The 26,994-nt window shown below is 40.4% G+C and carries 22 protein-coding genes; 12 read left to right on the forward strand and 10 right to left on the reverse strand.

Annotation, left to right across the window (positions count from 1 at the left end; translation table 11 throughout):
- Positions 1-32 precede the first annotated feature (32 nt).
- From ACRWQM_RS16240 to ACRWQM_RS16255, 4 genes are all read left to right on the forward strand, one after another.
- The gene (locus tag ACRWQM_RS16240; RefSeq protein WP_434930636.1) at positions 33-1,559 is read left to right on the forward strand and encodes a YifB family Mg chelatase-like AAA ATPase; all 1,527 of its coding nucleotides are present in this window, start codon (positions 33-35) and stop codon (positions 1,557-1,559) included.
- 71 nt (positions 1,560-1,630) lie between these two features.
- Positions 1,631-2,566, forward strand: a complete 936-nt coding sequence (locus ACRWQM_RS16245) for an acyltransferase (protein WP_434930637.1) — start codon at positions 1,631-1,633, stop codon at positions 2,564-2,566.
- A gap of 6 nt (positions 2,567-2,572) precedes the next feature.
- Positions 2,573-3,505 carry an acyltransferase gene (locus tag ACRWQM_RS16250; RefSeq protein ID WP_434930638.1) on the forward strand — a complete coding sequence of 311 codons (933 nt, stop codon included), beginning with the start codon at positions 2,573-2,575 and terminating at the stop codon, positions 3,503-3,505.
- A gap of 197 nt (positions 3,506-3,702) precedes the next feature.
- Positions 3,703-8,220, forward strand: coding sequence for an EAL domain-containing protein (locus ACRWQM_RS16255; RefSeq protein ID WP_434930639.1), 4,518 nt, complete (start codon positions 3,703-3,705; stop codon positions 8,218-8,220).
- 81 nt (positions 8,221-8,301) lie between these two features.
- On the opposite strand, the gene dgt is transcribed toward ACRWQM_RS16255, so the two are convergent.
- Entirely contained in the window at positions 8,302-9,786 is a 1,485-nt protein-coding gene (dgt, locus tag ACRWQM_RS16260) for a dGTPase (protein WP_434928009.1), read from the reverse strand.
- 263 nt (positions 9,787-10,049) lie between these two features.
- Here dgt and ACRWQM_RS16265 point away from each other — a divergent pair, with 263 nt between their 5' ends.
- Positions 10,050-10,301: a DUF2999 family protein gene (locus tag ACRWQM_RS16265; RefSeq protein WP_226411599.1), complete on the forward strand. Its 252-nt coding sequence runs from the start codon at positions 10,050-10,052 to the stop codon at positions 10,299-10,301.
- Positions 10,302-10,382: 81 nt separating this feature from the next.
- Here ACRWQM_RS16265 and ACRWQM_RS16270 read toward each other — a convergent pair whose 3' ends face one another.
- On the reverse strand, positions 10,383-11,867 hold the full coding sequence (locus ACRWQM_RS16270) for an NAD(P)H-hydrate dehydratase (protein WP_434930640.1): 1,485 nt from the start codon (positions 11,865-11,867) through the stop codon (positions 10,383-10,385).
- Between the two features lie 152 nt (positions 11,868-12,019).
- Entirely contained in the window at positions 12,020-12,397 is a 378-nt protein-coding gene (locus ACRWQM_RS16275) for a hypothetical protein (RefSeq protein WP_434930641.1), read from the reverse strand.
- Positions 12,398-12,636: 239 nt separating this feature from the next.
- Here ACRWQM_RS16275 and ACRWQM_RS16280 point away from each other — a divergent pair, with 239 nt between their 5' ends.
- Together ACRWQM_RS16280 and ACRWQM_RS16285 are read left to right on the forward strand one after the other, a co-directional pair.
- On the forward strand, positions 12,637-13,539 hold the full coding sequence (locus ACRWQM_RS16280; RefSeq protein WP_434930642.1) for a cupin domain-containing protein: 903 nt from the start codon (positions 12,637-12,639) through the stop codon (positions 13,537-13,539).
- Positions 13,540-13,608: 69 nt separating this feature from the next.
- Positions 13,609-13,911, forward strand: a complete 303-nt coding sequence (locus ACRWQM_RS16285; RefSeq protein WP_434930643.1) for a polysaccharide lyase family 7 protein — start codon at positions 13,609-13,611, stop codon at positions 13,909-13,911.
- A 121-nt stretch (positions 13,912-14,032) separates the two neighbouring features.
- On the opposite strand, the gene ACRWQM_RS16290 is transcribed toward ACRWQM_RS16285, so the two are convergent.
- Complete coding sequence (locus ACRWQM_RS16290; protein WP_434930644.1) at positions 14,033-14,524, reverse strand: MarR family winged helix-turn-helix transcriptional regulator; 492 nt, start codon at positions 14,522-14,524, stop codon at positions 14,033-14,035.
- Positions 14,525-14,670: 146 nt separating this feature from the next.
- Here ACRWQM_RS16290 and ACRWQM_RS16295 point away from each other — a divergent pair, with 146 nt between their 5' ends.
- Positions 14,671-15,564, forward strand: a complete 894-nt coding sequence (locus ACRWQM_RS16295; protein ID WP_434930645.1) for a DMT family transporter — start codon at positions 14,671-14,673, stop codon at positions 15,562-15,564.
- A gap of 111 nt (positions 15,565-15,675) precedes the next feature.
- Here ACRWQM_RS16295 and ACRWQM_RS16300 read toward each other — a convergent pair whose 3' ends face one another.
- The 3 genes from ACRWQM_RS16300 to ACRWQM_RS16310 all read right to left on the reverse strand — a co-directional run bounded on the left by ACRWQM_RS16300 (position 15,676) and on the right by ACRWQM_RS16310 (position 18,868).
- Positions 15,676-17,211 carry a hypothetical protein gene (locus ACRWQM_RS16300; protein ID WP_434930646.1) on the reverse strand — a complete coding sequence of 512 codons (1,536 nt, stop codon included), beginning with the start codon at positions 17,209-17,211 and terminating at the stop codon, positions 15,676-15,678.
- The gene (locus ACRWQM_RS16305) at positions 17,211-18,116 is read right to left on the reverse strand and encodes an ABC transporter ATP-binding protein (RefSeq protein WP_434930647.1); all 906 of its coding nucleotides are present in this window, start codon (positions 18,114-18,116) and stop codon (positions 17,211-17,213) included. The genes ACRWQM_RS16300 and ACRWQM_RS16305 overlap by 1 nt, the downstream gene beginning before the upstream one ends.
- Before the next feature lie 236 nt (positions 18,117-18,352).
- Positions 18,353-18,868, reverse strand: coding sequence for a hypothetical protein (locus ACRWQM_RS16310; protein ID WP_434928003.1), 516 nt, complete (start codon positions 18,866-18,868; stop codon positions 18,353-18,355).
- Between the two features lie 67 nt (positions 18,869-18,935).
- On the opposite strand from ACRWQM_RS16310, the gene ACRWQM_RS16315 reads away from it, so the two are divergent.
- The 4 genes from ACRWQM_RS16315 (at position 18,936) to ACRWQM_RS16330 (ending at position 22,871) form a co-directional block, all read left to right on the forward strand.
- Positions 18,936-20,651, forward strand: a complete 1,716-nt coding sequence (locus tag ACRWQM_RS16315) for a SulP family inorganic anion transporter (RefSeq protein WP_434930648.1) — start codon at positions 18,936-18,938, stop codon at positions 20,649-20,651.
- 227 nt (positions 20,652-20,878) lie between these two features.
- A complete protein-coding gene (locus ACRWQM_RS16320; RefSeq protein ID WP_434930649.1) occupies positions 20,879-21,511 on the forward strand; it encodes an excalibur calcium-binding domain-containing protein in 633 nt (210 codons plus the stop codon).
- Positions 21,512-21,799: 288 nt separating this feature from the next.
- Positions 21,800-22,237 carry a CC0125/CC1285 family lipoprotein gene (locus tag ACRWQM_RS16325; RefSeq protein ID WP_434930650.1) on the forward strand — a complete coding sequence of 146 codons (438 nt, stop codon included), beginning with the start codon at positions 21,800-21,802 and terminating at the stop codon, positions 22,235-22,237.
- A gap of 361 nt (positions 22,238-22,598) precedes the next feature.
- Positions 22,599-22,871: a DNA polymerase III subunit epsilon gene (locus ACRWQM_RS16330; protein WP_434927998.1), complete on the forward strand. Its 273-nt coding sequence runs from the start codon at positions 22,599-22,601 to the stop codon at positions 22,869-22,871.
- Between the two features lie 168 nt (positions 22,872-23,039).
- On the opposite strand, the gene ACRWQM_RS16335 is transcribed toward ACRWQM_RS16330, so the two are convergent.
- The 3 genes from ACRWQM_RS16335 to ACRWQM_RS16345 form a co-directional block, all read right to left on the reverse strand.
- Positions 23,040-23,792 (reverse strand): class I SAM-dependent DNA methyltransferase, encoded by a 753-nt coding sequence (locus tag ACRWQM_RS16335; RefSeq protein ID WP_434930651.1) that lies wholly within the window; start codon positions 23,790-23,792, stop codon positions 23,040-23,042.
- A gap of 160 nt (positions 23,793-23,952) precedes the next feature.
- Complete coding sequence (locus ACRWQM_RS16340) at positions 23,953-25,830, reverse strand: putative bifunctional diguanylate cyclase/phosphodiesterase (RefSeq protein ID WP_434927996.1); 1,878 nt, start codon at positions 25,828-25,830, stop codon at positions 23,953-23,955.
- Between the two features lie 11 nt (positions 25,831-25,841).
- Positions 25,842-26,972, reverse strand: a complete 1,131-nt coding sequence (locus ACRWQM_RS16345; protein WP_434930652.1) for an FIST signal transduction protein — start codon at positions 26,970-26,972, stop codon at positions 25,842-25,844.
- Positions 26,973-26,994: the final 22 nt, after the last annotated feature.

Raw genomic sequence — 26,994 nt, forward strand, 5'->3', positions numbered from 1 at the left:
AATCAGGATTATCCACAGCAAAGGATCTGTTTATGGCAATTGCCTGTATTAACACTCGCGCCAGTTGTGGCGTTGATGCCCCCATAGTGACCGTTGAAGTCCATTTAAGTAATGGCCTGCCGGCCTTTAATTTAGTCGGCTTGCCAGAAACCTCAGTAAAAGAAGCAAAAGAGCGAGTCCGCAGCGCCTTGATAAATGCAGGCTTTGAAGTGCCACAACGCCGAATTACCGTCAATCTTGCCCCTGCAGACTTACCTAAACAGGGTGGTCGCTACGATTTACCTATCGCTATTGGCATTTTAGCTGCATCAGGGCAAATCCCAATTAAGAATATCGCCCAATATGAATTTATTGGTGAGCTTGCACTATCGGGGCATGTTAGATCCTGTAGTGGTATTTTGCCCGCCATTATCGCTGCAAAAAATCAATATCATCATTTATTTATGCCACTAGAAAATCGTTATGAAGCAGAACTTGTAGGCTATGAACACTGCTTTTTTGTTGCCCATTTACAGCACTTAGCGGCTTTTCTTCACGGGCAATCACAATTGCCTAAGTTAGATAACTTACCCCAATGGATAGATGACGCCCCCACTGATGAAAGCCATTTATGTATGAGCGAAGTGATTGGCCAGCACCAAGCAAAACAAGCATTAGAAATTGCCGCTGCTGGCGGGCATAACATGCTAATGCTCGGGCCACCAGGCACTGGCAAGTCGATGTTGGCCAATCGAATTATTCCGTTGATGCCGAAACTGACTTATGAAGAAGCAATAGAAGTCGCGGCGATTCATTCAGTGGCGGCGCTCAGTATTAAACCGGCTAACTTCTTGAACCGCCCCTTTCGCGCGCCACATCATACTTGCTCCTCGATTTCATTAGTCGGCGGCGGTAGCCACCCAAAACCTGGGGAGATTTCATTAGCCCATCGCGGCATTCTCTTTTTAGATGAAATAGCCGAGTTTCCCCGTAAAGTATTAGATTGCCTAAGGGAGCCCATGGAAAGTGGTGAGGTGGTGATCTCACGCGCCGCAGCCAAGCTGACTTTTTCAAGCCGATTTCAGCTAATTGCTGCAATGAATCCTAGTCCATGCGGTGATACCGAACACGCCCGTGCGACACCAGATCAAATTCAGCGTTATTTATCACGTTTATCAGGGCCTTTTTTAGACCGATTTGATTTAACTATTGATGTGCCTAAATTACCCTCTGGTACGTTAACCCAAACCAATAGCGCATCAGAAACCAGCGCTAGCATTGCACTGCGAGTCAAACATGCTCGAGATTTACAACTGAGTCGCAACGGGGTGTTAAATAGCGAATTGAGCCCTAAACTGCTTAACCAGCACAGCGGCATTTGCCATCAAGATCTGGTTTTTTTAGAACAAAGTGTAGTTAAACTCGGGTTATCGGTGCGTAGCTTTCACCGAATTCAGCGCGTAGCTCGTACCATTGCTGATCTACAAAATAGTCAAAAGACAGAGCGAAGTCACATAGCTCAGGCCTTGGGGTACCGCGCAATGGACCGCCTACTAGCCAGTTTAAGTAGACAATATTAAAATAAAATCGCTACTGATTGAGCTAAACCTATACAACGAGTAATATAGACCTCCATTTACAGGAGAGTTAGATGTCGTTGTTTTCAAAAATTAAAGGATCGTTAGCATTTATATGCTACTGCATAAATACACTATTTTGGGCTATCCCCATTTTGGTTTTTGGCTTAATCAAACTAATCCCTTTAAAAATAATCGACAAGATTTGCAGTTATATCGCCGATCATTGTGCTTCTGCATGGATTTACTGCAATACTCTCACTGAAAGAATCCTTCACCCGGTCACTTTTGAAGTCACTGGTGATACTGATTTTGATCAAAAACAATGGTATATGGTAATTGCAAACCATCAGTCCTGGGTCGATATCTTAGTACTGCAACGTATATTAAATGGCAAAATTCCTTTTCTTAAATTTTTTCTCAAACAAGAGCTACTTTATGTGCCTGTGTTAGGTCTTGTTTGGTGGGCATTAGACTTTCCTTTTATGCGCCGTTTTAGTCATGCACAACTCAAGAAAAACCCTAAGCTTAAAGGTAAAGACATCGAAATTACCCGCAAAGCCTGCGAAAAATTTAAAACTAAGCCTGTCAGTGTAATGAATTTTGTAGAAGGTACTCGCTTTAATAACGTAAAACATCAACTACAGGCATCGTCTTTTCAACACCTATTAAAACCTAAAGCAGGTGGAATGGCCTTCGCACTTTCAGCTATGGGTCAGCACATTAATAAGTTAGTCAATGTAACTATTTATTATCCTGAACAGGTGCCTTCATTTTGGGGGTATATCTGTGGGCAAACCAAGCACATTAAAGTCAATATTGAAATTAGCGATATTCCACAGAATATGCGCGGTGATTATATTAACGACCGTCAATTTAAAATTGATTTTCAAGAGCAGCTAAACCAATTTTGGTCTGAGAAAGATCAAAAATTACAACAGTATCATCAGCACTGCACAGCCCCAAGTCATAGCGCGGCAATTAGCAATAAGTGCACGAAAAAGGCATAAATATCAATGTTATCGTTTTTACCTGGCCCAATTTTATACGCAATAAGTCTGACTTTATTGATTATCAATACTATTGTTTGGAGCTCATTACTCAGCATTGGCGGCATTGTTAAATTACTATTGCCAGTCAAAACGATTCGCTTAGGTTTATCTCACTTAATGAATCGCTTTATGTGGTGCTGGGCAGTCTGCAATGGCGGCATTTTAGCACTAATTTCTAATATTGAATGGGACGTTGAAGGGCTTGAGAATCTTGATAAAAATAGCTGGTATTTACTGATAAGTAATCACTTAAGCGGTTTTGATATTGCTGCGCAAACCTATTTACTGCGTAACCATATTCCAATGCTAAAGTTTTTTCTCAAACAAGAATTGATGTATGTACCCATTATGGGATTGGGCTGTTGGGCGCTGGATATGCCATTTATGCATAGAACTAGCCCTGCAAAGTTACGTAAAAATCCTAAGTTAAAAGGTAAAGACTTAGCAACGACTCGCAAGGCTTGCGCTCGATTTAAACATTTACCAACCTCTATTATTAACTACGTTGAAGGTAGTCGCTTCACGGTAGAAAAACATCAACGCCAACAATCACCTTACCAACATTTACTGCGCGCAAAAGCGGGTGGTATTGCTTTTACGCTTTCGGCAATGGGTGAACAATTTACTAGCCTTCTTAATATTACTTTAGTGTATCCAGACGCAAAGGCTGATGAAGATATACTTTATGGCGTGATGAATGGTCGTGTTAAAAAAGTTGTTATGAGAGTTGAAATACTCCCCGTTCCTAAGGTTGACCCTGAAGTTTATTTTTCTCAGGCGGAATATAGAGCTGAATTTCAGCGTTGGTTGAATGATTTGTGGTTAGAGAAAGATAATCAAATCGATGGCATCCTTAAGCAATATGCTGATAAATCTATAACAAGCAACAAACAATAACGATCAAGCATCATCTGTAAAACTAGCTATAATCAATAGCAAATAGTTAACGAGAAAATATATCTATTAATAATTGATTAACAATTGAATTTCCCACCTTACAAGGTAGTATTGATTTAGGCTGTCATTTCATAATAATAAACACAGAAATTAAGCTGTCATTTTATAATAAAAAAACACAGAAACTAAGGTGTCGTTTGATTTTACGCATATTTTCACTTTTGATTACAGCCATTCTATTTGCAGCTTCATTGTATGCAACACCTGCTATTGCGTTACATAAAGGCAAGTATAGTCATATTTCCGAGATCAAATTTGAGCACTTTGATAGCCAGCAAGGGCTCAACCAAAACAGTATTACCAAGTTGTTTATGGACAGTGCTGGTATGTTATGGATTGGTACTCAAGATGGCTTGCACAGTTATAATGGTGTCGATTTTCAGATATACCTCAAGCGTTCTGCTGATCCCGAAACAATTTCAGATAATTATATTACTGATATTATACAAACCCCCGATGGTGCACTTTGGGTCGCAACCTTTAATAGCGGCCTAAATAGACTTGACCTTAAAACCGGTAAGTTTACTCGATTTAGTGAGGTAGATGGCTTAGCTGATAGCCAAGTGTCTCACCTTGCTGTTATTGGTGACACTCTTTGGATAGGCACACGTTCTGGCCTGTTTATGATGTCCCTCAAGACTTATAAAATCACTTCTATTGGCCTTGGTAATAGCTTAGAACCACAAATAACCAGTTTAGCTAATATCGATGATAAGTTTGTCATCGTTGGAACGGACAGGGTTGGAACTTATGCCATTGATACTAATACAATTAATCGTTTAGACATTCCAAATGAAATGCAGGTTAACCGAATTCAGGCCAGCTCAGTTTTTGCCGTTTGGTTAGCTATTGATAATCAAATATGGCGTTATAATTTAGATACCCATCAAAAAGAACTTATCTGGCAACGATCTGATGCTATTGGGAAAAAGAATGATATCAAAGACTTTATAGTTATTGACGCCAACCAAGTATGGGCGATAGGTAATGGCTCAGGGCTTATTCAGTTAGATTTTGACGGCAAAGAATGGCAAAGCCAATATCATAAAAATCAAGCCTATAAACTAAATAGTTTGAGTGAAGATAATTTATACACCATGATGCTCGATCCTAATGGCACCTTGTGGCTAGGGACTAGCTTTTCTGGTATCGACAAAATTAACCTTAATAATCAATATTTTGCCCACTTATTCGATAGCAGTACCAGTAATCCACGTAAAGCTAATATGATCAGGGCAATTTATCGCGATCATAAACAACGCTTATGGATTGGAACAGATGGAAAAGGCCTTAAATATTTAACGGAGGATGGCAAATATACCTATCTTAATGATCAATTCTCTGTGTTGTTGAATATTCCTGCCACTGAACTCGATATACAAGTTAACGATATTATTGAAGATAGTGAACAAACTGTATGGTTTGCGACCAGCATAGGTGTATTTACCTTAGATAAACAAGATACGCTATCGCAAGTTAAGCCTCACAATCCAGCGCTGCAGGCAGATATAAATTTTCGCAGCTTAGCCATTGATGATAAAAATAGAGTCTGGTTAGCTAGCATGCTAGGGCTGTATTTTATCTCTAAAGATAATCAGCAAATGCTGCCCTATAACTTTGGTTTTCAGAAAGAGTATTCACCCTATAAGCACCAAATGCTAACGCTACATTTCAGTGATGGTTATTTATGGATAGGTACCATAGGTGGGCTTGTTAGACTTAATCCAGAAGAAAAAGAATTAGTTTTTGTTAGCAACGAACCCGGTAATCCCTATAGTTTAAGCGATAACCGCGTTCGAGACTTTCTTCGCGCCTCAAATGGCGATCTCTGGGTAGCAACCCATGGGGGTATAGACAAACTAACAACAGATTACGGTATTTTTAAATTTGAACGCTTGGATGTGAAAAACGACTTAGCTATAAATACAGCATACAGTTTGCTGGAAGATAATGACCAAAACCTATGGCTAGGTACCAACTCAGGCATTGCACGTTATAACCCCACAACGAAAAAATTTACTTCATTCAATATTCACGAAGGGATACAGGCTTTAGAGTTTAATGGCGCGGCTCGTTTTAAAGACAGTAATGGTGACATGTGGTTTGGCGGCATAAATGGACTAAATTACTTTACGCCGAGCGATATACCACAGCAACGTCCCCCAATAAAATTAGCACTCACTAGCTACACTATTGGCGATACCCGCTATCCGGTTTTGGATCTTAGTCACACACCTAAAATTAATATGCCCTATGAGAAACAACTCATTAGCCTTGAAGTTGGCGCGCTCAACTTTAGTTATAGTAATTTAAGTCAATACAGTTACTTTTTAACTGGCTTTGATTCTGTATGGCATAAACTGCCCACTGGCAGCAAAATAACCTACACCAACATCCCACCAGGCGATTATCAACTCATAGTTCGTCATGCTTTAGGGCAAAATGCTTTTGATGAGAAATCATTAGTCATACCTATTTCGGTAATTCCACCACTTTATATGAGCAAACTTGCTTATATGCTTTATGGCATACTCAGCTTTAGCCTATTGTCATATTTTATGTATTCAAGGCACTATAAACTCGAAAAACAACGAGAATTTGAGCAAAGTATTCGTGCATCTGAAGAACGTTTGAAGCTTGCCTTATGGGCTTCTGGTGATGGTATGTGGGACTGGAATATCACACAGAACAAAGTCTACCGCACTAACATGGAGCCTCAGATGAGCTTTGATCATTCTGATGAGTTACTGATACATAGCATTCACCTTGAAGATCGAGCAAGAGTAGAAAGTCTACTGCAAGAACATCTTGATGGTAATAGTGAATTTTTCGAGGCCGAATACCGAGTTGAAATAGGTAATGGTAAGTGGACCTGGTTGCTTGACCGTGGACAAGTCGTTGAACGTGATAGCAAAAATAGACCACTTCGTATGGCGGGAACCCATAAAGATATCACCAGCCGTAAAGAAATTGAAAATGAATTAAAACTGTCTTCACAAGTGCTATTCAGTATGAATGAAGCTGTTGTCGTTGGAGAATTAGATTATAGCGTTCGATCAGTTAATCCGGCATTTAGTCGAATTACCGGCTTTAAACCCCGAGAAGTCGCCGGAAAACACTTTTTATTCTTGGCTATGGGCAAACAATCAAGGGAGTTTTATCTTGCCGTTGAAGCCCAATTGTTACGTCATAAGCACTGGGCCGGAGAAATTAAAATCCGTACCCGTAATCGTAAAGGTATTTTGGCTTGGCTAGAAATAAATCAGGTCATCGACAATAAAGGTGAAACCAGTCACTTTGTTGCGGTATTTACCGATATCACTGCCCGTAAAAAAGCAGAAGAAGATTTACGTGTTCTGGCTAACTTCGACCCATTGACTGGCTTGCCTAATCGAACCTTATTCCAAGACAGACTTAATCATGCCATCACCAAAGCGCATCGTTCACAGCAAATTGTCGCGTTATTGTTTCTTGATTTAGATCGCTTCAAACATATTAATGATTCTATGGGGCATCATATTGGTGATTTATTACTAAAAGCGGTGTCAGTGCGTCTTCAAAATGCAATTAGAGAAGGTGATACCGTTGCCCGATTAGGCGGCGATGAATTTACCCTCATTTTAGAAGGCGTTAAAAAAATCGAATCAGCGACGCGAATTGCAGAGAAAGTGCTGCAATCATTTGAAACCCCGTTTTTATTAGACGATAAAGTGTTAACGATTTCATCATCGATTGGTATCAGCTTATATCCAAGTGATGCTGATGATACAACTTCATTAATTAAATATGCCGATACAGCTATGTATCATGCTAAGTCTTTAGGGCGTAATAATTTCCAGTTCTATACCGCTGAGCTTAACCAATATGCTACCCGCCATGTGCAGCTAGAAGCAGGTCTTAAACAAGCCATTACTTTGAATGAGCTGTCTTTGGTATATCAGCCTAAATTTGATGTTAAAACAGAAAAAATTATCGGATTAGAAGCACTATTACGCTGGAATAGCGCAGAGCTTGGATTTATTTCTCCAGCCGAATTTATCCCGCTAGCTGAAGAAACTGGCATGATTAATGAGATAGGTCATTGGGCGCTTAACCAAGCCTGTGGTCAGCTTTCACAATGGCATCAACAGGGATTTGAGCATATATCTGTTGCGGTAAATCTTTCTGCCAGACAATTAAAGGCCGATATAATATCGACTATTGAAGTTGCTTTGGCGGTTTCAGGCCTACCTGCAAGCGCGCTTGAATTAGAATTAACCGAATCAATGATTATGGGTAACCCAGCAGATTCTGTAGATATTCTCACCCAGCTAAAAGCCATTGGTTTAACGATATCTATTGATGATTTTGGTACAGGATATTCAAGCTTAAGTTACCTCAAGCGCTTTCCTATCGATACCTTAAAAATTGACCGTGAGTTCGTACGTGACATTAGTGAAGATCCTGATGATGCGGCCATCACCAGCGCAATTATTACTCTTGCACACAGCTTAGACTTAAATGTTGTGGCTGAAGGGGTTGAAACCTATGAGCAGCTTGAGTTTTTACGACAAGGTGGTTGTGACCAAGTACAGGGCTTTTTGCTGAGTAAGCCTTTGTCTGTCGTTGATTGTCTGGCACGTTTACAGTTAGACAAAAGCTCGCTGTCATCCTAATGACTACTGATACACATAAATAAATACAAAAACCAAAAGGGCTGAAATTAAAATTAACATCAGCAACAAGCTGTCGATTAATTAAAAATCATCTATCACATGAAAAGCACGATACTCATCATAGGCAAATTGATCTGTCATACCACTGATATAATCAATAATCAGCCGCATACGGAAGTAAAACTCACGGCAATCTTCATCAGTAATTTGAGTCGTTAATGCGCCCTCTGCCATGGCTGTTTGGTATGCGGCAATATGCTTAGAAGACAGTTTCTTGTATAAACGTGCCGGGTATATCGGAATTGACAGCAACTTATCCTCAGCCGTTTGAGCGCCATACATTAATACATTAAATTGCTCACGACTCAGGGTTAGCAATGGCTTATAGCATTCCATTAAGCCACTGATTACTCTATACCCCTGCAACTCACGCGCTTCCACCTCTGGGTGACAAAAAGCTTGTTCTAACGCGACCCGTTTAAACGTTTCAACAATCATGTGATTAGCGCTATTGTCTTCAATCAAGGCATAATTAAAGCTGCCATTGAACACGGCTTCCATATTATCAATAAAGCGTTTCTGGGCGTGCTGAGGTAAACGACCGTTCACCCCTACTCGTAAGAACACAAAAAACATGCTGTCACTGCCCTTGGCACTTTTACTGGCTTTATCTAGCATCACTTGCATTACAGCTTGGTCTACATCGCTAAGATGTGTAGATATTTGGGCAAACTTGTCTATTAATGCTAACTTCATTTGCGTTACCGTCAGCACACCTTTTTCAACCGCATCTTCTAAATCAGCTATTCCATAAGAAATATCATCCGCGGCTTCCATAATATACGCAAAAGGTGAGCGGCAATGAGGAGCGATATCTAAGGTTTTTTGTAACTCAGTGATATAGTCAGTTTCGCTCAAATAATAACCGACCTTTTTCTTTAAATAACTGTGGGGGTCATTACCATTTTTAGCTGGTTTGGGCTCAGTACCACAGCGGGTGTACTTCATGATCCCCGAGGCTTGTGAATAAGTCAGATTCAGTTTTAGCAAGGAGTGAATTAATCGTATTCCCTGAGCATTACCTTCAAAACTAATTAAGTCTCTGGCAATGTCATCGGGTAAGATTTTATTGTGTAATTGCTGATATATGCCCGCAAGACTGTTTTGCAGCCAATCAATCATTGCCGCTTCACCAAAATGACCAAATGGTGGATTACCAACATCGTGCATTAAACACGACATTTCTACGATAGTTTCCAGCTCACGTGCTAAGGTTTTTAAACCATAGTTTTGTGTGTCGGAGTCGTACTTTGACAAGCCATCACAAATCAACTGACTGATATATCGGCCGACTTGCTGCACTTCCATTGAGTGAGTTAATCGGCTACGCACTGCGGCATTTCGCTCTAGCGGAAATACTTGAGTTTTTTGCTGTAATCGCCTAATAGCTGCTGAATTAATGATACGGCCACGGTCACTTTCAAACTGCCTTAATATTGGGCCTGAGGACGCTTTATATTGAAAAGGACGTTCAGCTTTAATTTTAGTATTAAAATGCATATACATTACCCAGCAAAAAAGTATTTAATAGGATAAATTTACAGCATTACTCTTTTATATTCAATGAATTAAACAATCTTCAAGTAATTAAAAGGTGATGCGTCATTTTATTTTAAAATGATACTTTATACGTTAATATTGAGTTATCTATTGATTTTAAAACCATATACTTTATCGACAAAGCTTAACTTAAACATTCAAACTCACTCAGTTTTAGTGTGTTAGAATCAGCAACAAATAAATTTCAGCCATCAACATAAGGTCATCTAATGAATCCAATTATTGCCATCTTAAAAGAGCACAATGTAAGCGATGCTAAAATTAGCGAATTATTTCAAACGCTAACCCAAAATCCATTAATGGCAATGAGCGTTATTGGTCAATTAGGGATCCCAGCTGAAAAATTACAACAATTGATGGCTATGGTTATGCAAAACCCTGCATTAATTAAAGAAGCTGTATTAGAATTAGGTTTTGATTTTTCAAAAGTCGAAGCGGCAAAAGCACAATTACAGCACTAGAGCTGTAAACGATAAAAAGAGTAAAGTGGCACCCTACTTTACTCTTTTTTGATAACGCTCACATTTATCTCAATAATTAAGTTAAGTACTTAGGCGATTCATTTGCTTTCGAATAAACGGCACTAAATCACTGGCCTGCAAACCTATAAAGCCTGATTGTTTCGCCGATTGATCTGCTGCCTGACTATGCAGTTGCACCCCGATTAACGCGGCATCTAAAAGTGAATAGCCTTGGGCTAACAAACTCACAATAACCCCGGTTAACACATCGCCCATTCCACCCGAGGCCATCCCTGGGTTACCTGCTAAGCACACATAAACTTGGCGACCATCACACACTAATGTGCCAGCACCTTTTAAAATAGCCACCCCACCAAAACGTTGTTGCAACTGTCGCACAGCTTGGTAACGGTCTCGTTCTATATCTATTACAGCGCAGTTTAATAATCTTGCAGCTTCACCTGGATGCGGAGTAATCACTCTATTAACATCGATATTAGGAGCTAATGCCAACAGGTTTAACCCGTCTGCATCAATCACTTTGGGTTTATCAGATTGCCTAACCCGATCGGCAATTAATTTTGCATGCACACTCATCCCTAGCCCAGGACCTAACGCAATGGCCGTAGCCCAATGAATACGAGCATCAACATTATCAAGGCAATCCCAAGCGTGACACATTACCTCAGGACAATATGATAACAATGGCGAGTAATTTGCGCTGTGGGTTAATACTGCGGTTAATCCTGCGCCCGTTCTAGCACATGCTGCTGCACTTAATATTATTGCTCCACCAAAACCGATATCGCCACTGAGTAACAAGGCCTTACCATGATGACCTTTATTTGATACAGGGTTTCGGCCGAGCAAAGTGTGCTTTAATCTCTGCTCGGTTATAGCATGCACTTCTGCCAAGTTATTTTGCTGAAAAAATAACTCAACCCCCAAACCTGCAAAATGTAATGTTCCGCAATATTCCCGCGCCTGACCTGTTACTAAACCTTGTTTGATACCAATAAAGCTGACCGTATGATTTGCACGTACCGCAATACCCAATACCGTACCGGTGTTTGCACATAACCCTGAGGGAATATCAACAGCGAACACTTTTGCCGAACTGGTATTGACCAACTGGATCAATGCAGAGGTTTGTTGTTTAACCTCGCCACGTAGACCTGTACCCAATAGCGCATCGACAATCACATCAACATCATCAGCAATATGAGTTGTTTGAGTATTAACCCTGCCACCTGCAGCCGTAAAGTCACAATAAGCTTGATAAGCATCACCTGTTAATTGGCTCGGTTGATGAGTTGACCACACAGTGAGCTTAATACCCGCTTTACGCACTAGGCGTGCCAGCACATAACCGTCACCGCCATTATTACCGCCACCACAACAGACTAAAATATGTTGAGGCGTTGGGTAATATTGTAAAACAAGCTTAAGAACGGCTTCTCCGGCACGCTTCATTAAGTCAAACATAGTTACACCAGCAAGCTTCGCCGCTTGGATTTCGCCTACTTTAACTTGCTCAGCGGTATAGAATTGATTGGATAATGTCATAAGGCACCAACTTTGGTTTTTTGACGGTTTATTCAGCATAACGTAAACACGGCAGCGCCCCTACCTCCGTCCACCTAATAAATAGAAAAATAACACAAAAAAGCCTGTCGTATGACAGGCTAATACCTTGACCACAAACTTATGTAACTTATCTACCCTTTAATACCATCCATGTCGTACCATGGGGTTGGGTTAATTGGGCAGCGGAAACGGATACCTTCCTCAGTGACCTCTATCACATCAGTACGCTTTGTTTGACCCACTTCAAGCGGGAACATATCTAGCTGTTCATGAGTGATAAAGTTTTGTAATTGGAAACCTACCAACTTATTAGTTTTATTTTCAATAATAAACTGGTACTTACCAGGCTTTAAACCCGCCAATGTATCGCGAGCGGTAAAGTGGCCACCGTGCTGCTCTAGGTGAATTTCAACAACACCTTGGTCATTCTTGGTTGGCGTCGCAGCTGTAGTGACGAAACTAAACGCGAATACTGACAGAGTTAATATGCTTAATAGTAATTTTTTCATGTTATGTCCTTACGAAGGGTTAAGTTGTTTCAACGAGGACATCTTATAAAAAATGGCACCAATCAAATATGACCTACCGTCTAAGCTTTATGTCTTTGCGTCTAACGTCCATTTTAAGTCGTTATATCGTCAACTTTTTAGCTGCCCAACGTCAGTGAATAACAACATCACTCATTTTATTCTTTCAAGTAAAGCAGCTACACTGCTCACCATTGAGTCTTACAAAGCGTTAAATAGCCATGTCGACCTTACTGCTAAACAGCTTACTTAACCAATTTCATCTGCATGCGACTATATTTCACCGCTCATTAGTTTGTGATACATGGGGAACTGATACCTCGGGCACCGGAATGGCAAGCTTTCATCTAATCAGCTCAGGTAAGGCCTATCTCCATACCGAACTGTATAATGGCACCTTATTAACGGCTGGAGACATGGTGATCTTCCCCCATGATGCACCGCATATTATTAGCTTCAGCCCAGAAAGCAGTATCGCTAGTCAACACACATCATTTATTGCTTACCCAATTGACACGTTAGCTCCTGCCAATAGCACCGGATTGTTATGCGGATATTTTGATTTTGCTGAAGATAAATCTCAGCCTCTTATTCGACAATTACCACAAACCATCGTCATAAAAGCTGACGAACAACAAGGTGCTTTAGCGAGTTTAATTCAAGGCTTGATTGATGAGACTCAAGCTGATTATCAAGGTTCAGAAGCTATAATTAGCCGCTTAACAGAAGTTTTCTTTTTAGCTTTACTCCGTCACCTAGCTAAACAACAGCATCAAAAATTAGGGTTTTTTAATGCATTACAAAATCCTAAAATGGCCAAAGTGCTACAAGCCATTCATCTCAATATGGCTCACAATTGGTCGGTTAATTCAATGGCTGAAACTGGCGGGTATTCACGAGCCAGTTTTGCGAGTCATTTTAAACAGTATTTTGCTATTTCGCCGATGGAATACTTACAGCAACTCAGATTAACATATGCTTTTAAACAATTAGCAAAAGGTGATTCTGTTTTAAAAGTGGCGCTTGATGCAGGCTATCAAAGTGACATTACTTTTGCCAAAGCCTATAAAAGGCATTTCGGTTTTGGCCCCGGAGCCACCCGGGCACAAGTTCAAACAATTTAGCTTCCAGCTTCAACCACCAAACATTCTTTAGGGAGAGACAAAATAACCGACACAAACAAAGGTTATTCAGTGCCTCTAGGGGGGATTAAACTAGGTGAAATTTTCGCTTATAAAGTGGATGTCAAAGGCAATACTACACATCTTGCTTTTACTAAAAATCCAGTTACAGCACATAAAATTATTCAGACCTTTGCCATTGATTTAGCCGAAGGTCATTACCAAGGGCATGAGGTCGATCAAGACTACAAAAATGACTGGATGTATTATAAAGCAGGTGCTTACAATCAATGTAATACCCTAAAAGCAGTTCGAATTGCCAATCAAGAGGTATGGAAGCGGGCGACTATACCCAAGTTAGCTTTTACCAGTTAATGCTGAATCAATAAACGGTAATAAAATACTGAGCAATACTTGAGGGCTGTGATCTTTCGAGATCAATTTTAACCACAAAAATCAACAGCCCTTATATCAACAGTCTTATCTCACGACTAAATTACTTCTTACCTTCAAAGGCCACCAGCCAAGTCTTGAGCAACTGATTAAGCTCGGGCATCTCAGTATCCGACAGATGATCCACTAAGGTGTGTTGAATACGCACATGTTGTTCAATTGCTTCATCTATGGTGGCAAGGCCTTTTTCAGTCAAACCAACCGTCACACTGCGTCTGTCTTCAGTACTGTGAACACGCTTGATTAACCCTTTAGATTCAAGTTTATCTAACCGATTGGTCATCGCACCAGAGGTCAGCATCATCGACGATAATAACCCTGAAGGCGTTAGCGAAAAGGGCGTACCTGCACGCCTTAATGTTGCCAGCACATCGAACTCACCCATAGTAAGATCAAACTGTTTATGGCAAGCGGATATTTCGGCTTCAATGTGTTTTTGTAGACGTAAAAAACGTCCAAGTATCGCCATTGGCAGGGTATCTAAATGTGGTTTCTGCTCCCCCCATTGGGCGACAAGTCGATCGATATCTTCCATTTTTCACCTGACTGTTAAGCCGTTAACTAACGCCTAAATAAACTTAACGCAAAGATACTTGATAAAAAGATACTTTACAAAAATAAATTATCGGTTCAGAATTGTAATGTATCTTCATATAAAGATACTTAATTTAAAGGTAGTTTATGAATATCCTATTAGCCATGATCCCAGCTTTTTTTTGGGGTACCACTTATGCCATGACCCAGTTCACCTTACCTGACTGGCCACCATTACTATTAGGCGCGCTGCGCGCTTTACCTGCGGGGCTAATATTATTAGCCATAAAGCCTAGCCAACCTAAAAAAGCACAATGGCCGATTTTAATTAAACTGGGTGCAATTAATATCGCGGTGTTTTTCAGCCTTATTTTTGTGATGGCATTAACGCTGCCTTCAGCCATATCAGGCATTGGAATGATTTCCGTACCCGTTTTTGCCATGCTATTCCACTGGGTTATCAGTAAAAAGCGCCCTAACCCAGTACAAGCATTTTTTGGCATGATGTTAGTGCTATTAGCTTGGATGCTATTTGACCCAAGTTCGATCACGTTAAACCCAATAGGGTTAGTTGCTATGCTAGCGGCTATTAGCTGCATTATTGTCGGTAGCACGATAACCAAGGCACTGGGTACGCAGATTCATTGGTGGACCATACTGACCTGGCAGCTCATTATTGGGGGGGCATTATTACTAGTTAGTGCAGGCGTTCAGGCATTCTTTTTACCGCAGCAATATTTCGATGCGATCAGCCAATTCAGCCTGATAAATGCTGCTGGAATAGGCTGGATAGTGTTGCTCAATACAGTGCTGGGTTACAGCATGTATGTCTGGTTATTACAACGTATGTCGGTGGTCGACTTTACTTTTGGTGGCATTGCCAACCCCATAGCGGGTATCGTTTGTGGTTTAGTGTTAATGAGTGAATCCTATACGCCTCACCAATATTTATTAATGAGCGGAATGATTTTAGCCTCTATCGCACCGGCATTAATTCAGCTGCTGCGCCGAAGAATACCTAATAAAGCTGTGGTAGATTAAGCCTAGTTGTTAACAAAGCTTAGTCAGTGAACTAATAGTATCGTGATCTAATAGCATCATGAACTAATAGCATCGCGGACTTAGCTTTGTTATTAATGAATTATTTATTAGCTAACGGCTATTTTTTACTCCCACAGTGAGTAGCAGTAATCCCACAGACATAGCAGCAACGGCATAAGGCATCCCCGCCTGCCAACTGGTTTGGCTATTCACCCCAAAAAAGTCGACATAAAGTGCTGTTTGAATCGGTCCAAAATACCAAATAGCGGGATAAAGCACTTCAAACAAGCGCTTTGTTGCGCCAAAAGCACCACAAAAATAAGCCAGTGATACCGTAAATGAAATAGCAATAATCAATTGCAGCAGTAACATCCACTCAGCAATCACCATAAAACGGATAGCGCCGCCCAAACAGGCCATTGCCAGTACAATCCATGCTGCGGAATAACTCGCCAAACTTTGTAACCTTGATGATTGCTTACTGTAGGTCATTAACTCTACTGTATTCGATTGTTTTTCTAATTGCCCTAAGGGCGATAGCACTAACACACACCACAACCATGCAAGAGGTAACACTATGCTCATCAGTAATTGCTGGCTAATAAATACTTGCACAATATTTAAAATAATTAAGCCGATAAACCAATAAGTAGATTGGCCAGTTAGCATTAATTTGAGCTCTAAACGTAGTAACCGTGTGAAGGCAAAATACTGAGTAAAAAAACCCAAAAAACTATCCAGTGGCATCCCTACTGTGCGCCTAAAAGTGCGGTGTAGCCATGATGATTGTTGCTTAACGGCAAGCGTTTGCTGACTAAATCGGTCGAAACATAGATAGGTAATCCCCAAACAAATCAGGCTAAAAAATATTAACGGTAACGCGCCCCAAAAATGCGCTGCCGTTGGCTCAATACCTTGCCATATAAAGGTATTAATTTCTGGGCTTAAGCTATCGCCCACTTTGATGCCTATATTGGTTGCCCCTTGTGATAAAGGAAAACGTGCTACCACTTCAGCATCTAATTGATCAAGCAGATTGCCAATACCAGAAACACTTTCAATCGTTTGTACAATCGAGCCTATCCAGATAAAAAAATACACCAGATTACCTAAGCCAGCTCTAAGCCATTTTATTGATTCGAACATGATAGCAATAGAGGCGACAGCCAGTAATACAGGCAAAACGAACACCAGCTGAGGCCAAATTAATACCCAAAAATCAATTTGATAACTTTCGCCATAATAAAGCTGGATAAGTACAGTACTGCACAACATGATCAGTACAATTGATAGCAATATAAGTACATTCACACACCACTTTGAAAATAAAAATGTGTGCTTGGCCACAGGCGTGGCGGCGATCAACTCACTTGTCATGGATTGCCGGTCTAATTCAAGTGCATTCTTAACTAAGTAAAAGCAAATAATCGGTAAAAAAAGTACATTCAACATCGCCAAACACACACCAAGCCAGGCACTGTTATAAATGCCGCGATAGCCATTAATCACTAATGTTTGATATTGAGCATCCGGCGATGGAAAAAATAATAGCGTTAAAACCGACATAGCCAACAAAGCGACAATATAGCTTTGTTGCCGGGTACGCTGTTTAAAATCAGCGATGATACATTGCCACATGGTATTCATTAACTTGCCCTCGCTAAACCCGCTTGCGGTTGTTGCCTGCTGGTAAAGTAAAGATAAGCATCTTCTAATGATGGGGTTCTTGCAATTGCTCTGGCATCAGGGCAATGGTCGGCAACAATATTGAGCTCCACTTTGTCTTCTTTACGCACGCTATGGCTAACAATAAACTCATGCTGAATATGTTTAAGCTCATTAAAGTCAGTGGTGAGTTGCCAGCATTTATTGGCCATTTTTTGTAGCAGTGAACTAGGAGTGTCCGATTGGATCAACTGCCCGGTATTCATAATCGCGATACGGTTCGCTATAGACTCAATATCAGACACAATATGAGTCGAAAAGATGATGCATCGGTCACCCGCTAACTCAGTCAGTAGTTGCCTGAAGTTGGCCCGCTCATGCGGGTCTAAACCTACTGTGGGTTCATCAATAATCAGTAACTTGGGATCATTGAGCAAGGCTTGCGCAATACCAATTCGCTGCTTCATACCGCCCGAATAACCTTTTAATGGCATATGGGCAGCGTGGGTTAAATTGAGTTTATCAATTAACTCGTCAATAACTTGATTAGCCTTTGATTTGGGTAAACCTTTTAAGCTGGCAATGTAATGTAAAAATTCGACAGCCGATAGTTGATCATACACACCAAAGTACTGCGGCAGATAACCTAATTCATGACGTAAAACTTGCGGTGACCTAACAATATCTTGTCCGTTCCACAAAATTTTTCCGGCGGTGGGTTTGGTGATAGTGGCCAGAATACGCATTAGGCTAGATTTACCCGCACCATTAGGCCCGAGTAACCCTAAAATTCCCGGCTCAATTTTTAACGATAAGGCGTTAATCGCCAGTTTAACGTGTTTGCCACTTTGATATTGTTGACTAAGTGATTGAATGTCCAATTGCATAATATTGCTCTTCCTGGTTGAGTTGGAAGATATTTAGCAAGGATTAGACCATATTTTTTTACATTTAAATTCAAAGCCTTATTAATCAACCAAGATATTGAAGTTAACCATATTGATGATTTTCACCACTTATTAGTCTGTTACTTAGGATAAAAGTTAACCGAGCCAGTCATTAACTAGCTTATAAGTAACCTCTTACTCAGACTCGATTTTTTTATAGCCTGATATGAGCGTTTTTAAAGTAAGGCTCTTAGCTGATTAAGCGCATCTACCGAGAAACCTTGATCATAAAAGTAAATCACTTTTCCCTGTGGGTCTAACAGCACGACTCGGGTGTTGTTTGGGTTTTCATTGCCAGTAAAGGCTTGTACTTGGTCGCCATCCTGGTAAACCGTCACCACCCCTTTCCAAAGTGGCTTAGGAATACCCGCGCGCATGCCATTATCAATAAAAGTACTGAACATTCTAGGGAACAATCCTTGTATTGTCGGCACTTCATATACAGCAACTTGAGTCTGCGTCATGTCTAAGCCAATCAACCAGCGATCAATATCAAATTGTGAGTTTTGTTTATAGCCAATTAATAATAATGCCACCTTACCTTTTAAATCGTCAGGTAAGGCCATCGGCTGCTGTTCAAGAGTTTGCCCCGTTACTGACGGAAAAACCTGTCCTGTAATGGCTTGATTAGGGTAGCTGGTGCTGCAGGCCGTTAATAACGTCGCCATCGCAATAACCATAAATAAACGCATTTTTAATCCTTGTTATTAAGTTCTATATACAGTTATACGCGCCCCAAATGTAAATGGTCTATACAAAATGATTAATAATTTACGCATAATTTGCTACAGTCACGCCAACTTTTGTATAAGGGGTATTGTTTTGTTTAAAGAACGCTTTAAGGATGTCAGTATCAAAGGCGATTTGTTTGGCGGTGTTACCACGGCAATCATTTCATTACCCTTGGCTCTTGCGTTTGGTGTCGCCTCTGGCGCTGGTGCCGAAGCAGGTTTATGGGGCGCTATTCTTGTTGGTTTTTTTGCCGCGTTATTTGGCGGTTCATCAACCTTAATCTCTGAACCTACCGGTCCTATGACTGTAATTATGACCGCCATTTTAACCACCATGGTGGCTAAGTATCCTGAATCTGGTATCGCTATCTCATTCACGATAGTCATGATGGCAGGTGGCTTTCAATTTTTAATCGGCAGCTTAAAACTAGGCAAATATGTCACCTTAATGCCGTATAGCGTTATTTCTGGTTTCATGTCGGGCATTGGCGTGATTTTGATTATATTACAGCTCTCGCCTTTACTGGGTCATGCTGCGCCCACAGGTGGCGTTATAGGCACCTTATCTGCACTGCCAAATACCCTAGCAAACATCAAGTTTAGCGAGCTGTTTCTTGGTTTGTTAACCCTAATAACATTGTTCATGTTCCCTAAACGATATCGTAAATATGTGCCTGCGCAGCTTGTTGCCCTAGTAGGGGTCACCTTATTATCGATCATGTTCTTTGACACCGACAGTATTCGCCGCATTGGTGAAATTCCAGCAGGCTTACCTTCTCTGGTTATTCCTCACATTAACGCTGATATATTTGTCACCATGATCATCGACGCCTTAGTGCTAGGTACCCTTGGCTGTATTGACACCCTACTGACCGCAGTTATCGGCGATTCATTAACCCGTAAAGAGCACGATTCAGACAAAGAATTACGTGGCCAAGGTTTAGCCAATATGATTTCAGGCTTGTTTGGCGCGCTTCCTGGTGCGGGAGCCACTATGGGCACGGTAACCAATATTCAAGTAGGTGCCCAATCACCGCTATCAGGTATCACCCGAGCAGTAATACTGGCATTAGTGGTACTGGTGGCCGGTGGTTTGACCGAGCCTATCCCGATGGCGGTATTAGCTGGGATTGCGGTTTATGTTGGTTTTAATATTCTTGACTGGAGTTTCATTCAACGTGCTCACAAAGTCAGTATGCAAAGCATGGCTATTATGTATGGGGTGATGTTATTAACCGTATTTGTCGATTTAATTGTGGCAGTAGGACTTGGGGTCTTTATTTCTAACATCCTCATTATTGAACGCTTAAGCCGAGAACAAGCACGCCAAGTTAAAGCCATCAGTGATGCAGATCAAAACGATGTTCCGCTGACACAAAGTGAGCGCGGCTTACTTGACCAGGCAAATGGTAAAGTGCTGTTTTTCTACTTATCAGGTCCAATGATTTTTAGCGTATCAAAAGCGATTTCACGTCAACACGCCAGTATTGCCGAATATGAAGCAATGATCCTCGACCTAACTGATGTGCCTATGATTGATGTTACCGTTGGCTTAGCGCTTGAAAATGCGATTAAAGATGCACTAGAGGCTAATTGTGAAGTGTTTTTACTGTGCCCAAATCAACAAACACGAGAGCAACTTGGCAAGTTTCAAGCTATCGACTCACTACCGAAAGAAAATACCTTCTTATTTCGCTATGAAGCGCTTCAAGCTGCGCTAAAACATGTTAAGAAACAGGATTAAACTATGGGCATCAAACTAGTTGGTCGTTAGCTTGATGCCTATATTTAGCGTCTACAACAATATTGTGTGAGGATAGTTATTACGTCCTGCTATTATCAGATATCATTGTAACTAAATTTAAGTTAACTTAATGAAATAGCTAGCTTATTGCCTTTATAACTCGCTATTATGGCAGCTTAGTTGACGTATCTACATCATCAAACAATACTTATAAAGGGAATATTGCCATGGAAAGAGGCACGTTAGTTCGTTGGAATAAAGATAAAGGCTTTGGGTTTATCAAACCAGAAACAAGCAGTGATGTAGATGTGTTTATTCATATTACCACGCTCAAGCACATGGCCAGAAAACTCCTTATTGGCGATGAGATTCTATTTCATCGTGAGAACCAGCCCGACGGCAAAGTTAAAGCCGTAAAAGCCAGCATTGAAGGTGTTGCAGTTATTGCAGGTTCATCACAAGCAAAAGTCGCGGACACGCCATTAAGTGGTCCATTTAACCTGCCTTCCAATAATAAAACTCACCACTCGCTGCGCACTTCATCAAGCTCCGTCATTGGCAGAATCATTTTAGTGTTAATTGTGCTCAACTTAGCCATATACGGTTTCAACAAGTATCAAGACTTCAAGGCCACTGCGATTCTCACCAATGAGGATGTTGAACAAATTGAGTGGACACCTGCAATGCAACAACCAAGTTCAATCATCCCCAGCAATCAGTTCAGATGTGAAACAGGCAAGACACATTGTAGCCATATGCGATCTTGTGCAGAGGCCACCTTTTACACCCGTAATTGTCCAGGAACTGAAATGGATGGTGATGGCGACGGAGTTCCGTGCGAAAGACAATTCTGTGGCTAAAGGTTACTGCTTTATTAATCCCTTACTCTAGGTTATTGCAGATTAATGGTTATCAAGTTACAAATGGATTGTGGATAGATGATTCTGAAAACTAAATTGCTGCAAACTGCACAACTTTTTACAAAGTCCTATAAAACAAACCGTCCCACAAAACCAAAGCTATACCTCAACAAGTCTAAGCTCACAATTACAACATTCAGATGGCTTATTGGTTTGAAAATAAGATTATTAGCTAATTTTTCTGCTACCTTATCGCCCAGTTAATTAACGGATAGTCTAAAGGTAAAAATGAAGTATCTAATTCAAATAATTTTGGTTATTAATCTTTTAATGCTTGGCGGTTGTGCTTCACCGACAACTTATCAATCACAAGGTTTAACCGGTGGGTATTCTGATTCTAAATATGAAGACAAAGAGAACACTTATTATGTTCGATTTTCTGGCAACGGTAATACCTCACAGCGCAGGGCGAATGATTTTGCTTTACTAAGAGCGGCTGTGCTGGCAAGAAAAAACCTATCGCCTTATTTTGAAGTAATATACTTAAAAAATGTCATAAACCAGGGAAGTTCAGGTACTGCTGGCGTTTATACTTTTAAACCAGAGGTCGTAATCGAAGTTAAATTAATTAATGAATCTAACAATAAAGTCGATACATTCGATACTGAAAAGCTTATATCGCAGCTGACAACTCAATACTTAATAGATGAGTCAACACTGCAATAAATGACGTAGTTTCAATCAATTTAGCAATGTGGGGAATAGTAAGTCATATTCAACTTTGCCCCATATTCTATTCATATCTACTTTCTTAGCCACCCGTATAGACTCAACCGGCATGTAAAATGGTGATTGTTACCAATAGCTTATTTAACCATTGCAAGAGCTAATACTCATCCCACTCAATCGATTACCTTACCAACTCTAGTTATTCACAAACCATAGTTATTCACATATCACGTATTGCAAGCTAGTAAGCCAATTTATGCTAAAATGCGCCCATCAGCTTTATAAATGTATTACCGCTCTCATTTGTCTAACTGAACCTAGAACAATGCTACCGTGAATAACTCAGAGGATACAAAATATGAGCAAGTTAAATGCCGAAGAGCGTAAAGCTCGAGATAACGATCGTTTTTCAAAACGTGTGGATGAGCGCAGAGTAAAGGGTGAAGATGTGGTGGCATATGCGCTTGCCAATGAAAAGGCATTTAAGTTTCTAACCAAAGATGAAAAACACAGCCTTAAACAAAGACAAGCTGCACTAGTAGAAGAAGTCAGCATTAAAAAACAGCAACAAACCGAGCTTAAAAACCAGCAAGAATTAGAAAAGGTTGAAGCGGCATTTACTGAAGAGTAAACCTTATAAATGGCCATTATCATTAATGATGCATAATGGCCTATGTTCTAATAAGTCGATCTAATCACACCGCAAAAATCTCAACATTTACCCTGCGATACAATCACAAAAGTTAACAGGGATATTTCAGCTCGAAATTATTACCGCAATGACGCTAAAAAACCTTAACTATTTAATCTCTCGCTTAACACACACAAACAAGGCGTTGCCTGATTCCAAATCCCACGGGATGATTTTGTCGTAATCGTGTTCAAATATTTGTACGTCGAAGTACGGACTTAACAAGGCTTCGATTTCAGTAAAACTGGTGGCCACCATCGCATGGGAGTCTTGCCATAACTGCGTTGCACCAGATTGAGTTTTGGCGATGCTTAAATTGAGTGCTTGCATCTCACCTGCACCGCTGTAATGCCAACCCGATTCAAACACAAACTGGCTGCCGTCAAATTCCGCACTATGTTTCACTAACGCTTTGTTATTGATTTTATGCTTATCAACTGAGTTAAAACAAAACAGGCCACCAGTATTTAATGCCTTATGTACGCTTGCAATGCAGGCTTTAAGCGCCTCGGTTCCTGGAGAATAATGAATGGAGTACAAAAAACAGGTGATCAGATCAAGTTTTTGTTCAACGTAAAACTCAGTCATATTTTGCAAACTAAACTGCGCTTCAGGACAACGACGCATAGCGATATCGAGCATAGGTTGATTGATATCCAGGCCACTGCTTTGAAACCCTAAATCGATGAAATGCCTAACATGTGGCCCAGTGCCACAGGCCAAGTCTAAATGTTGTTTGCCGCTGTTACCCAAAAACTGATGTAAGCGCGCTACGCTATTAGTTTGTTGTTGGTAATTAATGTCACAGCACATCAAATCATAGTAACCGGACAAATCGGTATAGAGGGCATTGGTAGACATAAAATAGAATCGACGAGGTTGGTAAATTTAGGGTGGCGCATCATATATCAAATAGTGCGATTGAGAAATAACTAATCAATAAGCACTAACGACTCGCCACTGAATAAGTTTCAATACCTTATGCTCTAGCGCTACTCAATCCCACCTTTACTCAATCAGATCAGCCGAGATATAAGGTTTCTATCGCCTCTGGCAGCATGGGCTTGTGCAAATAAAAACCTTGGGCTAAATCGCATTTATAAGCCTTAACGTAATCAAGCATAAATTGGTCTTCCACCCCCTCTGCGATAACTTTTAAGCCTAGGTTATGCCCTATGTCGATAATAGTTTTAGCTATCGCTGCCGATGAGCTGCTGCTCTCAACATCTTGTAAGAATGCTTTATCTATTTTGAGATAATGCAACGGCAAAAATTGTAAGTAGCTAAATGATGAATAACCTTTGCCGAAATCATCAAGTGCAAAAGTAATCCCATATTGATTAAGCCGTAACATAATTTCTTTTACACTGAATTTATCTTCCATAAAAATCGATTCGGTTAATTCAATAATAAGATATTTACCCTCTAATTTATAATGGGTTAAGGTATCTATTAAATGTGTTATTAGCGCTTCGTTTTGAAATTCTAAACAGCTTAGATTAATTGAAATAGCCAGCGCTGTAATGTTTGCATCTCGCCACTTAGCTAACTGTAAGCAGGCTTTAGAAATTACTAAGCAACCGATATCAATAATCAGCCCAGTTTGTTCTGCTATGGGAATAAAAACATCGGGCGGGATCACAACGCCATCTTGCTGCGTCCAACGGCATAACGCTTCAACACTAACCACTTTCATAGTGTTTAAATCAACTTTGGGTTGATAAACTAAATGTAAGCTCTGATCTTCGATGGCCTGGCGAAGTGCTTGCTCAACGGCAAGTTGAGTTAATGCCTCTTTTTCAAGTGCCTGACTGTAAAAATGAAAGCTGTTTTTACCCAGTGATTTTGACTCATACATAGCTAAATCCGCTTTACGGATCAGCGAGTTGGCATTGTCATCATCATTAGGGAATAGTGAAATCCCAATACTTGAGGTCACAATAAATTGACGAGAACCGATAGTAAAAGGCTGCTTAATCAATGCTAATAAATCTTGGCAAACCTGTTTTACCGTCATTTCTGACTCTATTTTTTCTAAAACAATAATAAACTCATCGCCACCTTGGCGGGACAAAGTATCAAATTCTCGTAAGCGTGTCTGAAGTCGTCGAACCACTTCTTTTAGCAGCAAGTCACCTGCATCATGGCCTTCTGTATCATTGATTTTTTTAAAGTCATCTAAATCTAAAAATAACACCGCTAACTTTTTATTTTCTCTTTTACTCGTCGCAATAGAATGGCTAATTCTATCCAATAATAATGCACGATTAGGTAAGCCAGTCAGTGCATCATGAAAAGCATGATATTCAATAGTAGCCTCGTACTGCTTTTGCACTGTCACATCGCGAAAGCACCACACTCGGCCATAAATTTGCTTCTCTTGTATCTGAGGTAAAGACCGGTAATCAAAAAAACGGTTATCGAGTAACTCTATTGTGCCAGTTAAATATTGAAATGGGTCATGTTGAAGACGATCAATAATAGATAACATATGTTGTTTATCTTTAATAATGCTAAGAAACTCTTCCCAATGCGATACAGGTTTAAAGCCTATATCGTCAAAAAAATCCTGCCCCATGGTATTAAATGACAATAGTTCACCATTTAATCCATAAACAAACAAAATCTCACCGGTCGAATTGACCGTCGCATTTAATAAACCAATGGAGTGCTCAAGCTTATCTTGAACCAGTTTCATCTTTGCTAACTGGTCATTTAGCGTTTGATTACGCTCGTTCAACTCATTGGAAATAAGGAATAAAGAACGCTCTAACATTTTTACACTTTGCTCATTTTGAGCATAAGCATCTGATATTGAATTTAAAAAAATGTCATTTTTTGAAATAAACAATTCATCTTTTTGGTTACGTTTGAGCTGACGCAATAGCAATTTATGCATTGTTAATATCACTATGTCTCAGAAAATAACGTGACAGCCATAGTCTGGTTGTGTAAACCACACCGACCAATAGACTTAATAGGCGATATTTCACCATACGAGTAAAAGCCAGAAATAGTACACTGGCTGGGTAAGCCTTGCTTAATAATCTCCAACTCCTCTTCAACCCTTTGCTGTAAAACGAGTCTACGGCCGACACAACTAATTAAAATAGCCAACTCAGGCTGTACTCCCCCAAAGGAAGAGACAGCATCCTCTGCGGCAAGCTGTGCACCATCAAGTAAATCTTCATAATTAGAATGCATTAACTGACATGTCGCGCCTGTGGGCATATTACCTGCAAACAACATACTTTTTTGCAGTTCATCAATGGATAATATAGTGCGAACCACAGTTTCTTGCTCACCATTGAGTTGTAGTGCTAACGGATAGAGTAATGCAGAAGCAGGCAAGCCGGCAGAAAACTCACCCAAAAACTCTTTATATAAATCAAGAGCTGGCCGTCCATCGAGTTCAAAAAGCACATTGTCTGTCGACTGAGTAATCACCCGTTTAGGCCCAAATGGGCGCCAGCCTCCTAGACTACCAAAACCAACAGATAACCTTTCACCATAAAGCCCTACCAGCACAATAAGTCCGCTTTCTATTTGCTGATTATGCCATACCGTGGTTTGACTAAAACGCTCACCATCACCGGCTAAGCCTCCCGTAGCCATGACACCTTTAGGCAGGTGCTGCTGTAAACCATCAACCAGTTCAGAACCATTAACTAAATGACCATCAGAAATAACAAAAACATGTTTTAACCCATCAAAGCTTAATTGATCGATCAACTGCTTTGCTAATTCAGCACAATGTTCAAATTGATTTATCGAACTGCTGACAACTTGCACCTGTGTATGTTTAAAATCAATCGCTGTAACGCATACACTGTTGTCATATAGACAATCATCTTGAATTTCACCGCTAGTACTACAGCCTACGATTTGCGCGTTTGGAAAAGCACTTGCTAGCTCAACATTAAGCTTGCTGTCTAACATAAGCTCAGGCGAACCAAATACCAACACCAAATTAATGGCTGCATTTTGCAGTAACGGTTTATCCCAATGGCCATTCTGATATATCGTTTGAAAAACGTGCATTTAGTCACATATCGATAAGAAG

This window comes from Shewanella sp. HL-SH5 (assembly GCF_051163755.1).
In the GTDB taxonomy this organism is placed as follows: Bacteria; Pseudomonadota; Gammaproteobacteria; order Enterobacterales; family Shewanellaceae; genus Shewanella; species Shewanella glacialimarina.